The sequence below is a fragment of the Streptomyces coeruleorubidus genome, from assembly GCF_008705135.1.
In the GTDB taxonomy this organism is placed as follows: Bacteria; Actinomycetota; Actinomycetes; order Streptomycetales; family Streptomycetaceae; genus Streptomyces; species Streptomyces coeruleofuscus.
Window position 1 is genome coordinate 4443543 of the sequence record NZ_CP023694.1, and the last position, 13534, is coordinate 4457076.

At 71.5% G+C, this 13534-nt stretch carries 13 protein-coding genes; 8 read left to right on the forward strand and 5 right to left on the reverse strand.

The features are described 5' to 3' along the window. Positions 1-179 precede the first annotated feature (179 nt). The 4 genes from CP976_RS20515 to CP976_RS20530 form a co-directional block, all read right to left on the reverse strand. Entirely contained in the window at positions 180-917 is a 738-nt protein-coding gene (locus CP976_RS20515) for an LmeA family phospholipid-binding protein (protein WP_150481699.1), read from the reverse strand. Positions 918-1154: 237 nt separating this feature from the next. Further along, complete coding sequence (locus CP976_RS20520; protein ID WP_150481700.1) at positions 1155-2258, reverse strand: hypothetical protein; 1104 nt, start codon at positions 2256-2258, stop codon at positions 1155-1157. 3 nt (positions 2259-2261) lie between these two features. Further along, positions 2262-2516, reverse strand: coding sequence for a MoaD/ThiS family protein (locus tag CP976_RS20525; protein WP_010036212.1), 255 nt, complete (start codon positions 2514-2516; stop codon positions 2262-2264). A 38-nt stretch (positions 2517-2554) separates the two neighbouring features. Then, the gene (locus CP976_RS20530; protein WP_190146917.1) at positions 2555-3406 is read right to left on the reverse strand and encodes an alpha/beta hydrolase; all 852 of its coding nucleotides are present in this window, start codon (positions 3404-3406) and stop codon (positions 2555-2557) included. A gap of 173 nt (positions 3407-3579) precedes the next feature. Between CP976_RS20530 and CP976_RS20535 the strand changes: the two genes are divergently transcribed. The 6 genes from CP976_RS20535 to CP976_RS20560 all read left to right on the forward strand — a co-directional run bounded on the left by CP976_RS20535 (position 3580) and on the right by CP976_RS20560 (position 9223). After that, positions 3580-4359 carry a response regulator transcription factor gene (locus tag CP976_RS20535; RefSeq protein ID WP_150481701.1) on the forward strand — a complete coding sequence of 260 codons (780 nt, stop codon included), beginning with the start codon at positions 3580-3582 and terminating at the stop codon, positions 4357-4359. Between the two features lie 138 nt (positions 4360-4497). Further along, entirely contained in the window at positions 4498-5520 is a 1023-nt protein-coding gene (locus tag CP976_RS20540; protein ID WP_150481702.1) for a LacI family DNA-binding transcriptional regulator, read from the forward strand. A gap of 133 nt (positions 5521-5653) precedes the next feature. Beyond that, positions 5654-6649 (forward strand): S1C family serine protease, encoded by a 996-nt coding sequence (locus tag CP976_RS20545; protein WP_150481703.1) that lies wholly within the window; start codon positions 5654-5656, stop codon positions 6647-6649. Between the two features lie 24 nt (positions 6650-6673). Beyond that, complete coding sequence (locus CP976_RS20550; RefSeq protein WP_150481704.1) at positions 6674-6895, forward strand: hypothetical protein; 222 nt, start codon at positions 6674-6676, stop codon at positions 6893-6895. Between the two features lie 127 nt (positions 6896-7022). Further along, positions 7023-7760 carry a response regulator transcription factor gene (locus tag CP976_RS20555; RefSeq protein WP_150481705.1) on the forward strand — a complete coding sequence of 246 codons (738 nt, stop codon included), beginning with the start codon at positions 7023-7025 and terminating at the stop codon, positions 7758-7760. Continuing rightward, the gene (locus CP976_RS20560) at positions 7757-9223 is read left to right on the forward strand and encodes a sensor histidine kinase (protein WP_150481706.1); all 1467 of its coding nucleotides are present in this window, start codon (positions 7757-7759) and stop codon (positions 9221-9223) included. The genes CP976_RS20555 and CP976_RS20560 overlap by 4 nt, the downstream gene beginning before the upstream one ends. 76 nt (positions 9224-9299) lie before the next feature. On the opposite strand, the gene mshD is transcribed toward CP976_RS20560, so the two are convergent. After that, entirely contained in the window at positions 9300-10226 is a 927-nt protein-coding gene (gene mshD / locus CP976_RS20565) for a mycothiol synthase (protein ID WP_150481707.1), read from the reverse strand. Between the two features lie 143 nt (positions 10227-10369). Between mshD and CP976_RS20570 the strand changes: the two genes are divergently transcribed. Together CP976_RS20570 and CP976_RS20575 are read left to right on the forward strand one after the other, a co-directional pair. Continuing rightward, a complete protein-coding gene (locus CP976_RS20570) occupies positions 10370-12193 on the forward strand; it encodes a bifunctional metallophosphatase/5'-nucleotidase (RefSeq protein WP_150481708.1) in 1824 nt (607 codons plus the stop codon). 58 nt (positions 12194-12251) lie between these two features. Continuing rightward, a complete protein-coding gene (locus CP976_RS20575; RefSeq protein ID WP_150481709.1) occupies positions 12252-13532 on the forward strand; it encodes an LmeA family phospholipid-binding protein in 1281 nt (426 codons plus the stop codon). The last annotated feature ends 2 nt before the right edge of the window (positions 13533-13534 follow it).

Below are 13534 nucleotides of genomic sequence, written 5' to 3' on the forward strand. Positions count from 1 at the left end.
CACGCGTGTCACCGGCGTGTCGCATACTGAGACGAGAAAATCCACGATGTGGGATCGAGGGGCCTCGGAGGGGCGTGGGGCAAGGGTTGTGCCCGAATGTATCCGCCGTCACAGCTGAGCTACGGACGTCACCGTCTCGCCCACCGGACACCGCAGGTCCGGTCCGTCTGGCGCCTTTCCTACCCGGCCAGGCGGACGTTGGAACCCTTCACCGTGATCTCGACGCCGTTCGGCGCGGCCTGGACCTTGTCCAGCTGGATGCCGCCGGGCAGGCCGTCGATCTTCTGCTGGAAGTCGGTGATGGCGCGGACCCGGTTCTCGGCGAGCTCGACACCCCCGAACTTGGGCAGGCCGTCGGCCTTCACCCGCACCGTGCCGTCGACCACCGTCACCGAGCTGAGCACGGAGACCGGCTCCGGCAGCTTGGTGCCGAGGACGGTGGCCTCGACGGTCACCTTGATCTTGCCGTTGCCGCCGTCCGAGAGGCCGACGACGTTGGCGGTGACGCCCGGCGCGACCTGGGTCGGTTCGGACTTCGCCGTCTTCAGCAGCTCGTCGTAGGCGATCGTCGCGGTGCCGGTCGCGCTGGTGGCGGTGGCGGAGCTGTAGTCACCGGAGAACTCGACGCCCTGCATGTCGGCCTGGAGATCGTCGATACGGATCTTCTGGGCGCCGTTGCCCGCGGCGGCCTCGTAGTTCTTGATCCCGACCTCGATGTCGTCCAGGGATCCGCCGGCGACCTGGGTGAGGAACGGGAAGCCCTTGATGGACACGTCCGGGGTGGCGGAGAGGTTCTCGGTGGTCTTCAGCCGGTCGGCGGCCTCGCCCTCGGCGAAGTTCACGGCGACGCGGTCGGCGATCACGAAGAGCCCGCCCAGGATCACGACGACGATCAGCAGTATTCGCAGTGCGCGCATGCGGTGTTTCCCCCACCTAGGCGGTTGGACGGCGGTCCGGTGTTCGACGACCGAGCGGCCGTCCTTGCGTGAGGGTAACTCCGTGGGTGGTTCGGTCCCGGGTTTGTCGATCATCTGTGACAGGCCAGGCACCCGGCACCGGTGCTGAGGCCGGGGCGTTGCGCAACCCGGCGGAACAGGGTGCCGCTGCGCCCACCCGTGCCGCCCCAGCGGCACGATTGCCCGCAGCTGGGTGCGCTAGACCAGCGCCCGCCCCAGCACATAGACCACCGGGGCCGCCGCGGACAACGGCAGGGCCACGCCCGCCGTGAAGTGGACGAAGCGGGACGGGTAGTCGTAACTGGCGACTCGGTGGCCGATCAGGGCGCAGGCTGCCGCGCCCGCGCCCAGGAGGGCGCCCGACGTGCCCAGGCCCGTCATCGAGCCGGCCGCCGCACCGCCGCCCGCCGCCGCGAGCAGCGCGACCACCACCGAGGCGGGGGTCGGCAGCGGCAGGGCGCGGGCCAGGACCGCGACCGCCACGGCGATCGCGCCCACGGTCACCGCGTCCGCCTCGGCCGCGAGGTACCCGCCCGCCACGATCGCCAGCGCCGATGCCGCGACCGTCGCCATCAGGCCGTACATCCGCTCGTCCGGGTCGGCGTGCGACCGCAGCTGGAGCACCAGCGCGAGCAGCACCCACACCCCGAGCGTGCCCAGGATCGCCGAGGGCGAGCGGTCCGACGCCAGCAGTGCCGCGTCCGCGGCCAGCGCGCCCGCGAAGCCCAGCGCGATGCCCTGCCGCGCCGGCCACATCCCGTTCAGCCGGAACCAGCCCGCCGCCGTGACGGCCTGGAGGACGACGAGCGGCACCAGGAGCGCATACGTGCCGACCGCCGCCGCACCCGCCAGCAACAGCCCCAGCAGCGCCGTCAGCGCGGCCGGCTGCATCCCGGGCTCGATGATCGGCGACCGCCCCTCCGCCCGCGCCCGCTGCGCGTCCGTGATGCGCGCGTTCCCGGCGACGGTGGCCGGGCCGTACTCGGCGGCGGAAGCAGGGGTGGGAGCGGGAGCCGGAGCAGGAGGCTCGTACCCCTGCGGCGGCAGATACGCCGTCTCCTCCGCCGCCGTCACCTGCGCGGACACCGGCGCCTGCGACTGCGTCTCCCAGGTCTGCCCCTGCCACTGCTGCGTGTACTGCTGAGCGGCGTACGGATCCTCGTACCCCTGATGCCCCTGCTGCCCCTGCTGCCCTTGCGGATAGCCCTGCTGGTGCCCCTGCCCGGGCCACCCCTGCGGCGTCTGCGGGGCCTGCGGCTGCTGCCCGTAGGGGTCATAGCCGTCGTACGGCTGGTTGGTCATCGCTCACCCTCCTGCGAACGGCGGGAGCACCTCGACCGTGCCGCCGTCGGCCAGCCGTACCGTCTCATGTCCGCGGGTGCCCACGGGGTCACCGTCCACGAGGAACGAGCACCGCCGCAGCACGCGCTCGAGTTCGCCGGGGTGCCGCTCACGCACCCCGTCGAGCGCCTCGGCGAGCGTGGCCGCCTCGTACGGCTCCTCGGCCACCCCGGCCGCGGCCTTGGCGGCGGCCCAGTAGCGCACCGTGACCTTTGGCATCTGCTTCCTCGATCTGCTTGTCGGTGAACTCCGTCAGGCTAGCCCGCCCGGGCCACGACCCACTCCCCGATCCGCCCCAGCAGTGCGTCGCTCGCCGCGTGCTCGGCATGCCCCATGCCCGGCTCCAGCCACAGTTCGCCCTGGTCGGCGGCGGCCGCCGCCAGCATGCGGGGGTGGTCGACGGGGAAGTAGCCGTCGGCGTCGCCGTGCACGATCAGCAGGGGCGTGGGCGCGATCCTCGGCACCGCCTCCACCGGCGAGAGCGGAACCGGGTCCCAGTCCCGGTGGTGGATGCGGGTACGGAACCCGTAGCGGCTCACCACCCGGCCCTCCGGCCGCGTCACCAGCCAGTGCAGCCGGCGCATGGGAGCGGTTCCCCGGTAGTACCAGCGTGCGGGGGCACTCACCGACACCACCGCGTCGGTCTGCCGTGGGTGCAGCGCCGCATGCCGCAGCACCACCGAGCCGCCCATGGAGAATCCCACCGTCCCCACGCGCGCGTGCCCGAGCTCCCGGGCCCAGCGCACCGCCGCCGCCAGGTCGAGCACCTCCCGGTCCCCGACCGTCGACCGCCCGCCGGACGCCCCGTGGCCCCGGAAGGAGAACGTGACGACGGCCCCGAACCGGGCCAGGGCCCGCGCCACCCGCCGCACGTGCGGCCGGTCCACGGCACCGGTGAAGCCGTGGGCGACGACGAACACGGGGTGATCGGCAGATGTCGGGGAGGCGTCGTATACAACCGCACCCGGGTCGTATACGGCATCGATCGTCACACCGTCGGACGTGCGCAGAAACGTCCGCAATTGCGTCCGCACAGGCGTTCCCCGGGTCGTCTCGGAGTGCGGACGAACGGTGGAACGCGCCACATGACCTGCCGAACCAGAGCTCATGTGGGCTATTCTGCTGGGCAGAGGACTCGGGCAGCGTAGCCCCCGGGTCCTTTTGTGCTTTCGGAAGCGTTGTATACGAGGCGGGAAACCGCAGGTGTACGGGCCTTCGGGATCGCAGAGCCAAGTGCTGTACCAACAGACGTCCTCGCAGGGACCGAGGAGGAACCAGACGTATGAGTTCTCTGCTGCTCCTGACCAATGCCCTCCAGCCGTCGACGGAGGTGCTCCCCGCCCTCGGCCTGCTCCTGCACAACGTGCGGGTGGCCCCCGCGGAGGGCCCCGCCCTCGTCGACACCCCCGGCGCCGACGTCATCCTCGTCGACGGCCGCCGCGACCTGCCGCAGGTCCGCAGCCTGTGTCAGCTGCTCCGCTCGACCGGCCCCGGCTGCCCGCTCGTCCTCGTCGTCACGGAGGGCGGCCTCGCCGCCGTCACCGCCGACTGGGGCATCGACGACGTCCTGCTCGACACCGCCGGCCCCGCCGAGGTCGAGGCCCGGCTGCGGCTGGCCATGGGCCGCCAGCAGATCGTCAGCGACGACTCCCCGATGGAGATCCGCAACGGCGACCTGTCGGTCGACGAGGCGACGTACTCCGCCAAGCTCAAGGGCCGCGTCCTCGACCTCACCTTCAAGGAGTTCGAGCTCCTGAAGTACCTCGCGCAGCACCCCGGCCGCGTCTTCACGCGCGCCCAGCTCCTCCAGGAGGTCTGGGGCTACGACTACTTCGGCGGCACCCGTACGGTCGACGTGCACGTACGGCGGTTGCGCGCCAAGCTCGGCCCCGAGCACGAGTCGCTGATCGGCACCGTCCGGAACGTCGGTTATCGATTCGTTACGCCGGAGAAGGTGGAGCGCGCCGCCGAGGAGGCGAAGGCCAAGGCGGCCAAGGGAAACCCGGACAACGGGGACGAGTCGGCTGTTTTGGACGCCGCCGAGGCGCGCACCAAGGCGTAAAGAGGCGTATGGCGGTGCCCGCCTGGGCATCGCTCTCCGCACGGAGCGCGCGGGCGGGCGCCGGACGGCGGTCGGAATATCGTACGGAAGCTCCTTTACGCCCTGCCCAGAGCGGGTATATCCGCGTAGACTCCGCGCGTGGCCAAGGTGACTCGGGATGATGTGGCGCGACTGGCAGGGACTTCCACTGCCGTGGTCAGTTATGTCATCAACAACGGACCCCGGCCGGTCGCCCCGGCCACGCGCGAGCGTGTCCTCGCCGCGATCAAGGAGCTGGGGTACCGCCCCGACCGGGTCGCGCAGGCGATGGCGTCCCGGCGTACCGACCTCATAGGCCTGATCATCCCGGACGCCCGCCAGCCCTTCTTCGGGGAGATGGCGCACGCGGTCGAGCAGGCCGCCTCCGAGCGCGGAAAGATGGTGCTCGTCGGCAACACGGACTACGTGGGCGAGCGCGAGGTCCACTACCTGCGCGCCTTCCTGGGGATGCGGGTCTCGGGCCTGATCCTCGTCAGCCACGCGCTCAACGACCTCGCCGCCGCCGAGATCGAGGCCTGGGACGCCCGGGTCGTGCTGCTGCACGAGCGGCCCGAGGCCATCGACGACGTCGCCGTCGTCACGGACGACCTGGGCGGCGCCCAGCTCGCCGTACGGCACCTGCTGGAGCACGGCTACGAGTACGTCGCCTGTATGGGCGGCATAGCCGAGACCCCGGCCGTCGGCGACCCGGTCTCCGACCACGTGGAGGGCTGGCGGCGCGCGATGGACGAGGCCGGGATCTCCACGGAGGGCCGTCTCTTCGAGGCCCTCTACAACCGCTACGACGCCTACCAGGCCGCCCTGAAGATCCTCTCCGGTCCCGAGCGCCCGCCCGCGATCTTCTGCTCCACCGACGACCAGGCGATCGGCCTGCTGCGGGCCGCGCGCGAACTGCGGATCGACGTGCCCGGCGAGCTGGCGGTGGCCGGCTTCGACGACATCAAGGAAGCGGCGCTGACCGACCCGCCCCTGACGACGATCGCCTCGGACCGTTCGGCGATGGCCCGCGCGGCGGTGGACCTCGTCCTCGACGACGGTGTGCGTGTGGCGGGGGCCCGGCGGGAGCGGCTGAAGGTGTTCCCGTCGCGGCTGGTCGTACGGCACTCCTGCGGCTGCGCGTAGTCCCTTCCGGGGGCTGCACGGCCCCTGCCGAGGCACCTTCGTGAGGCGCCTTTATATCGGGCATACGAGGTTCTGTCGGGCTTCTCAGGGAGGACTCAGGAAGCTCTCATGGTCGGGCTCCAAGCTCTGAGACATGACCGAGAGCTTCCACCGCAGTGGCGAGTACCAGAACCCTTACGAGGGTCAGCAGCAGGCCCCGGTGAACCCCGAGTGGCCGCCTCCGCCGGCGTACACCCCGGCACCCGCTCCGAAGAAGCGCAACCGTGGCACCGTCGCCCTGCTCGCCGCCGTGGCGATCGTCGCCGCGGCGATCGGCGGCGGCACCGCCTACGGCATACAGGAGCTGACGGGCAACGACACCGTCGCCACCAGCTCCACCAGCACCAACGTGGTGCCGTCCAGCCAGAAGGGCACGGTCGCCGGGGTCGCCAAGGCGGTCAGCCCCAGCATCGTCGAGATCAGCGCCGACTCCAACGCCGGTTCCTCCACCGGCTCCGGCGTGATCATCACCAGCGACGGCGAGATCGTCACCAACAACCACGTCGTCTCCGGCGCCTCGCAGATCAAGGTGACGACCAACGACGGCAAGTCGTACTCCGCCAAGGTCGTCGGCACCGACAGCAAGAAGGACCTGGCGCTGATCAAGCTGGAGAACGCCTCCGGCCTGAAGGCGGCCACGCTCGGCGACTCCTCCGGGTTGCAGGTCGGCGACCAGGTCGTGGCCATCGGCTCCCCCGAAGGCCTGTCCGGCACGGTCACCAGCGGCATCATCTCCGCCCTCGACCGTGACGTCACGGTCCCGACCGACGAGGACCAGGGCCAGCAGCAGTCCCCGCAGGGCGACGGGTGGCCGTTCGAGTTCGGCGGGCGGCAGTTCAACGGCGACACCGGCTCGGACACCACGACGTACAAGGCGCTCCAGACCGACGCGTCCCTCAACCCGGGCAACTCCGGCGGCGCGCTGATCGACATGAACGGCAACATCATCGGGATCAACTCCGCGATGTACTCGCCGGCGGGCGCCGCCTCCTCGTCCTCCGACGCGGGCAGCGTCGGCCTGGGCTTCGCCATCCCGGTCAACACCGTCAAGGCCGACCTCGCCAAGCTGCGGGCCGGCGCCACCGACTGAGTCCCTCCGAGTAGGAGTACGGCGATGATCCAGCAAGTTCCGCACGCGGTGCCGGGGGCCGACCCGGCGGGGGTCGCGCTGGCACTGGCGGTGGCGTCCGAACTCCACGCACCGGCAGCGGCACCGGCGTCGGCCTCGGCATCGGCGACGCGAGCGCCCGAGGTTGCGGCGGCCGGGGCCCGGCCCGCGCGCAAGGCCGCCACCCGCCGGGCCGCCGCCGCCCGTCGCCGCAAGGTACGAGGCTGAGCCGGGGCCGATCCACGGCTGGTCCGGGGCTGATCCTTCTCCCGGCCCGCCCCGCCGACATGCGAGGCTGAGAGCGTCAGCGACACCCCGTCCCGCCCCACCACACCACACGCGAGGACCCCGACCCATGAGCCCCGCAGACGGCGACCGTGACCCCCAGCGCATCCTGATCGTCGACGACGAGCCGGCGGTACGCGAAGCACTCCAGCGCAGCCTCGCCTTCGAGGGGTACGGGACCGAGGTCGCCGTGGACGGCGCGGACGCGCTGGAGAAGGCCGCGGCGTACCGGCCCGACCTGGTCGTCCTCGACATCCAGATGCCCCGCATGGACGGCCTGACGGCGGCGCGCCGCATCCGCTCCACCGGCGACACGACACCCATCCTGATGCTGACCGCTCGTGACACCGTCGGCGACCGGGTCACGGGACTGGACGCCGGTGCCGACGACTACCTGGTCAAGCCCTTCGAACTCGACGAACTCTTCGCCCGCATCCGCGCCCTGCTGCGCCGCAGTTCCTACGCGGCGGCCGTCGGCGCGGGCTCTCCGGACGGCGAGGACGTCCTCGCCTTCGCCGACCTGCGCATGGACCTCGCGACACGCGAAGTCACGCGTGGCGGCCGCCCGGTGGAACTGACCCGCACGGAGTTCACCCTGCTGGAGATGTTCATGGCGCACCCGCGCCAGGTCCTCACCCGGGAGCAGATCCTGAAGGCGGTCTGGGGCTTCGACTTCGAGCCGTCGTCGAACTCCCTCGACGTGTATGTGATGTACCTGCGGCGCAAGACCGAGGCCGGTGGCGAGCCGCGCCTCGTCCACACGGTTCGGGGTGTGGGATACGTGTTGCGGCAGGGCGGCGCGGAGTGAACAAGGTCGTACGCCGGTTCCGCTCCCTGCCGATCCGGTCCCGCCTGGCGCTGCTGGTGGCGGCGGCGGTGGCGTTCGCGGTGGCGGCGGTTTCGGTGACGTGCTGGTTCATCGTGCAGGGCCAGTTGTACGACCAGGTGGACGGTGACCTGAAGTCGGCGTCCCGGACCATCGAGGCCGAGGATTTCGACGCGCTGACGAAGACCTGTCCGCAGAAGCCTTCGAACACGCTCGGCGGGGCTCCCCGGCCGCAGACCTACGCTCAGGTGGTCAGGGTCGACGGCAAGGTCTGCCTGTTCAGCAGCCTGATGCCTCAGGTCAAGGTCACGAGCGGCGACAAGGCCGTCGCGAAGGACCCCGATCCCAGGACGGCCAGGCTGCGCAACGGCACCGACAGCGACGGCAACTCGGTGCGGGTGCTGACCACGGCGGTCGTGGTGAAAGACGGGCCGTTTCAGCAGGGCGTGGTCACCGACTACGCGCTGGTCATCGCGGTCCCTCTCAAGGGCACGGAGTCCACGCTCAACGAACTGGCGCTGATCCTCCTGCTGGTGTCGGGCGTAGGGGTGGTGGGCGCCGGGGCAGCCGGGCTCATGGTGGCCCGGGCCGGTCTGCGCCCGGTCGACAAACTCACGGAAGCCGTCGAGCACGTGGCCCGCACGGAGGACCTGGACGTCCGCATCCCCGTGGACAACGCCGACGAGGACGAGGTGGCCCGCCTCTCCCGCTCCTTCAACTCGATGACCTCGGCCCTGGCCAGCTCCCGGGACCTCCAGCAACAGCTCATCGCGGACGCCGGCCACGAACTCCGCACGCCGCTCACATCGCTGCGCACCAACATCGAACTCCTCACCCGCAGCGAGGAGACGGGCCGCCCCATCCCCGAGGCCGACCGCAAGGCGCTCCTCGCGTCGGTGAAGGCACAGATGACGGAACTGGCCGCGCTCATCGGCGACCTTCAAGAACTGTCCCGCCCGGACACGGGCCAGCACTCGGGCCGGACGCAGATCGTCGCCTGGCACGACATCGTCGACTCGGCGCTGCGGCGGGCGCGGCTGCGCGGCCCGGAGCTGACGATCACGGCGGACGTCCAGCCGTGGTTCGTGCGCGCGGAGCCGTCCGCGCTGGAGCGGGCGGTGGTCAACATCCTCGACAACGCGGTGAAGTTCAGCCCGGAGGGCGGCACGATCGAGGTGCGCCTGTCCGAGGGCGCCCTGACGGTCCGCGACCACGGCCCCGGCATCCCCGACGACGAACTCCCCCACGTCTTCGACCGCTTCTGGCGCTCCCCGAGCGCGCGGGCGCTGCCCGGCTCGGGCCTCGGCCTGTCGATCGTGGCGCGCACGGTGCAGCAGGCGGGCGGCGAGGTGTCGCTGTCCCACGCCGAGGGCGGCGGCACGGTGGCGACGGTACGACTGCCGGGGGCGGCCGTGCCACCGCCGGAGGACCTTCCTCCTTCGTGACGTACCGGTTCCCGCCCCCTCCCGCGTGATGGAAGGCGCTTGACGTACGCCGTCGGCTCGACGGAAGCCGGCGCCCTCACGTCTCCGTGCGGTACATCAGATCCACCTCGTGCGTCACGAACCCCAGCCGCTCGTACACCGACACCGCCGCCTTGTTGTCGGCGTCGACGTACAGCATCGCGGTCGGGACCCCCTGGTCCGCCAGGTGCCGCAGGCCGATCGTCGTGAGGGACTTGCCGAGGCCGCCGCCCTGGGCGCCGGGGGCGACGCCGAGGACGTAGACCTCGCCCAGGCCCTCCTCGGCATGGACCTTGGTCCAGTGGAAGCCGATGAGTTCGTCGCCGCGGAAGGCGAGGAAGAACCCCGCGGGGTCGAACCACGGTTCGGCCTTGCGGTCGTCGAGGTCCCGCTGGGTGAGGGAGCCCTGCTCGGGATGGTGGGCGAAGGCGGCGGCGTTGACGGCGAGCCAGGCCGCGTCGTCCTGGCCGGGGACGAAGGTGCGGACGGTGACACCCTCGGGGAGCACCGGCTCGGGCGCGTCGAAGCCGGTCAAGGGGCGGCGCATCTGGCGCAGTTCGCGGAACAGGGTCAGGCCGAGGACCTGCGCGAGGTGCCGGGCGGCGGAGTGGCCGCCGTGCGCCCACACCCGCAGCCGCTTGCCGGACGCGGCCAGCAGCGCGGAGCCCAGCGCCCGTCCGTGCCCGTGGCCCCGGTGCCCGGGGTGCACGACCAGTTCGGCGGCCGGCGGCTCCACCGGGTCGGTGTCCTCCAGTTGGGCGTACCCGACGAGTTCGCCGTCGACGGTGAGCAGCAGATGGGCGACGCCCTCGCGTTCGCCGCCGCGTAGCTGCAACCGGCCCTGTTCGGAGACCGCCTGCTGTCCGTCGGTGCCGGCGGCGTCGGCGAGCAGGGCGAGGACGGCCTCGGTCTGCTCCGGCGGGAGCGCGGCATATGTGTCGATCGAGCGGGTGCGTCCGGGCCGTGCGGTGTCGTCGCTGGTCATGCGTACGAGGGTACGGGGGACTGCCGGTGAATCGGCGGCAAGAAGCAATCAGGATGTGACCCGAAAGCTCTGTCGCGCTACGCGCGTTGACTCTAGGCTGCGCCGGACGACACCACTGTCCCAGCAGAACCACAGGGGGGCGTATGCCAGCCACTTCACCGGCACCGGCGCACCAGGAGCGCCACAGACGCCGCAGGAACCGTCTCGTCGCTCTCGCCGCCGGTGTCGCCACCGTCGGCGCGCTGGCCGCGGCGACGGTGCCCGGGTCGGCGTCGGCCGGCGAGAACCACGGCGGGGGCGGCCACTGGCCGGGCCGCTACCAGGACGTCCAGCTGCTGTCGTTCAACGACCTGCACGGCAACCTGGAGCCGCCCACCGGTTCCTCCGGCCGGGTCACCGAACACCAGCACGACGGCACGACGAAGACCATCGACGCGGGCGGTGTCGAGTACCTCGCCACGCACCTGCGCAAGGCCCGCGAGGGCGAGAAGTACTCCATCACCGCGGCCGGCGGCGACATGGTCGGCGCCTCCCCGCTCATCTCCGGCCTCTTCCACGACGAGCCGACCATCGAGGCGCTGAACAAGCTCGACCTCGACGTCACCTCCGTCGGCAACCACGAGTTCGACGAGGGCGCCAAGGAGCTGGCCCGCCTCCAGAACGGCGGCTGCCACCCCAAGGACGGCTGCTACACGGACCAGAAGTTCCAGGGCGCCGACTTCCCCTACCTGGCCGCCAACGTCCTCGACGAGAAGACGAAGAAGCCGATCCTCAAGCCCTACTGGGTGTGGAAGAAGAAGGACGTCAAGGTCGGCTTCATCGGCGTGACCCTGGAGGGCACCCCGGACATCGTCTCCGCCGAGGGCGTCAAGGGCCTGTCCTTCAAGGACGAGGTCGAGACGATCAACAAGTACGCCAAGGTGCTCCAGAGGCAGGGCGTGAAGTCGATCGTCGCGCTCATCCACGAGGGCGGCTTCCCGGCGTCGACGTCGTACAACTACGACTGTGACGCCCCGGGCGCCGGCGACGGCGTGTCCGGCCCGATCGTCGACATCGCCAAGAACATCACGCCGCAGGTGGACGCGCTGGTCACCGGCCACACCCACAACGCGTACGTGTGCACGATCGACGACCCGGCGGGCAAGCCCCGCATGGTCACCTCGGCCGCGTCCTTCGGCCGCCTCTACACCGACACCACGCTGACGTACGACCGGCGGACCGGCGACATCGCCCGTACGGCCGTGAAGTCGGCGAACCACGTGGTCACCCGGGACGTCCCCAAGGCGCCCGACATGACCGAGCTGATCAGCAAGTGGAACACCCTGGCGGCCCCGATCGGCAACCGCCCGATCGGCCACATCTCCGGCGACATCGGCAACACCGGCACCGAGTCCCCGCTCGGCGACCTCATCGCCGACGCCCAGCTCGCCCACGGCAAGCAGCTCGACCCGGAGACGGACCTGGCGCTGATGAACCCCGGCGGCATCCGGGCACCGCTGACGTACACGGCCAAGGCCGGTGAGGGCGACGGTGTCGTGACGTACGCCGAGGGCTTCACGGTCCAGCCGTTCGCCAACACCGTGAACCTCCAGGACTTCACGGGCGCCCAGCTGATCCAGGTGCTCAAGGAGCAGGTGACCGGCCCGAACGCGGCGGCGCCGAAGGTCCTCCAGGTGTCGTCCGGCCTCACCTACACGCTGGACCTCACCAAGTCCGGCGCCGACCGCGTGGTCACGGACTCGATCAAGCTGAACGGCGCGGCCATCGACCCGGCGGCCACCTACCGCGTCGCGACGAACAGCTTCCTCGCGGGCGGCGGCGACGGCTTCCCCACGCTCGGCCAGGGCACGAACGACGTCGTCGGCGCCGACGACCTGACCGCGCTGGAGCAGTACCTGACGGCCAACTCGTCGGCCACGAACCCGATCGCCCCGCCGAAGGCGGACCGTATCGCGATCGTGAAGTAAATCGCATACAGGGGATTCAGGTTGCGGCCAGGGGCGGTGCGCATGGTCGGATGAGACGATGCGCACCCCCCACCGCATGGACACGCAAGACCTGCCCCACGACCGCTCCGAGCACCCCCACGCCCCCTCCGAGCAGCCCCGCAACCCTGACGAGCAGCCCCGCAACCCCTACGACGAACTCGCCGCACTCGACGACGGCCCGCTGGAGGAGACCCCGCTGGAGGACTTCCTCGGCGAGGGCGCCGAGCGGCGGGACGAGCAGGAACCTCAGTGGTCGCCGCCCGACCACCGCCGTGGCGGCCGGCGTCGGCGGAATCGTTTCGCCGGGCTGCCGCTCGCGATGAAGGCGGTGGTCGCGCTTGTCGTACTCGCCGCCTTCGTCGCCCTCGGCGACCGCTGGGCCGTGCTGTACGCCGAGCACCGGGCCGCCGACACGCTCAAGGACCGGCTCGACCTCGCGGCGGCGCCCGAGGTGGAGATCGGCGGGTTCCCCTTCCTCACCCAACTCGCCGACAAGCGACTGGAGTCGGTGAAGGTGACCGTCCCGGACGTCGCCGCCGACCGGGTCTCCCTGGCGAAGGTGTCGGCCACGGCGCACGACATCCGGCTGGAGGCCGACGGTCTCACGTCCGTGCGCGGCGCCCACGTCCCCCGGTTCGACGGGGACGTCCTGCTGTCCTTCGAGGATCTCAACCGCGAACTGGGCGCCTCCCAGGTGACGTTCACCGGCGAGGGCCGCGACCGCGTCCGGGCCCGCGGCACCCTGCCCGTCGCCGGACACGACCTGCGGCTGCGCGCCGAGGCGCGGATCCAGCGGCAGGGCGAGCGGGGCATCGCCACGGAGATCGGCGGGATGCGGCTCGACATCGGCGACCTGGCCACCTACCGCCCCGGCACCCGCCCCGCCGAGGGCCTGCACCTGACGGCCAAGGGGAGCGCCGACCTGTCCCGGGAGACCCGCAAGGCCAAGGCGCTGCTGTCGGTCCCGGCCATCGTGCAGCGGATGGGCGTGCCCGAGGCGACCGTGCGCGAGGCCCTCGCCGACGACGGCAAGCTCGCCGAGCTGACCGGCTCCCCGAAGTTCGCCCGCCAGGCCGAACGCCTCAACCTCATCGACCTGGCCCTGGACAACCCCGAGGTGCTCCGCCGCCTCGGCCTCGACCCCAACCTCCTCGACGAGCTGTCCGGCCTGACCCGCCCGGTCCTGGCCGACCGGCTGGCGCTGGCGTTCGAACTGCCGAAGCCGGAGCAGGGGGACGTACGGCTGGACGACGTGCGGGTGGAGGAGGACGGCATCCGGGTGCGGGTGTCGGGCTCGGGGCTGACCGTGGGGTCGTAGCC

Excerpts from the sequence above, each read along its gene's own strand:
- CP976_RS20515 (WP_150481699.1), bottom strand. The coding sequence starts at position 917 with ATGCGCGCACTGCGAATACTGCTGATCGTCGTCGTGATCCTGGGCGGG.
- CP976_RS20520 (WP_150481700.1), bottom strand. The coding sequence starts at position 2,258 with ATGACCAACCAGCCGTACGACGGCTATGACCCCTACGGGCAGCAGCCG.
- CP976_RS20525 (WP_010036212.1), bottom strand. The coding sequence starts at position 2,516 with ATGCCAAAGGTCACGGTGCGCTACTGGGCCGCCGCCAAGGCCGCGGCC.
- CP976_RS20530 (WP_190146917.1), bottom strand. The coding sequence starts at position 3,406 with ATGAGCTCTGGTTCGGCAGGTCATGTGGCGCGTTCCACCGTTCGTCCG.
- CP976_RS20535 (WP_150481701.1), top strand. The coding sequence starts at position 3,580 with ATGAGTTCTCTGCTGCTCCTGACCAATGCCCTCCAGCCGTCGACGGAG.
- CP976_RS20545 (WP_150481703.1), top strand. The coding sequence starts at position 5,654 with ATGACCGAGAGCTTCCACCGCAGTGGCGAGTACCAGAACCCTTACGAG.
- CP976_RS20550 (WP_150481704.1), top strand. The coding sequence starts at position 6,674 with ATGATCCAGCAAGTTCCGCACGCGGTGCCGGGGGCCGACCCGGCGGGG.
- CP976_RS20555 (WP_150481705.1), top strand. The coding sequence starts at position 7,023 with ATGAGCCCCGCAGACGGCGACCGTGACCCCCAGCGCATCCTGATCGTC.
- mshD (WP_150481707.1), bottom strand. The coding sequence starts at position 10,226 with ATGACCAGCGACGACACCGCACGGCCCGGACGCACCCGCTCGATCGAC.
- CP976_RS20570 (WP_150481708.1), top strand. The coding sequence starts at position 10,370 with ATGCCAGCCACTTCACCGGCACCGGCGCACCAGGAGCGCCACAGACGC.
- CP976_RS20575 (WP_150481709.1), top strand. The coding sequence starts at position 12,252 with ATGCGCACCCCCCACCGCATGGACACGCAAGACCTGCCCCACGACCGC.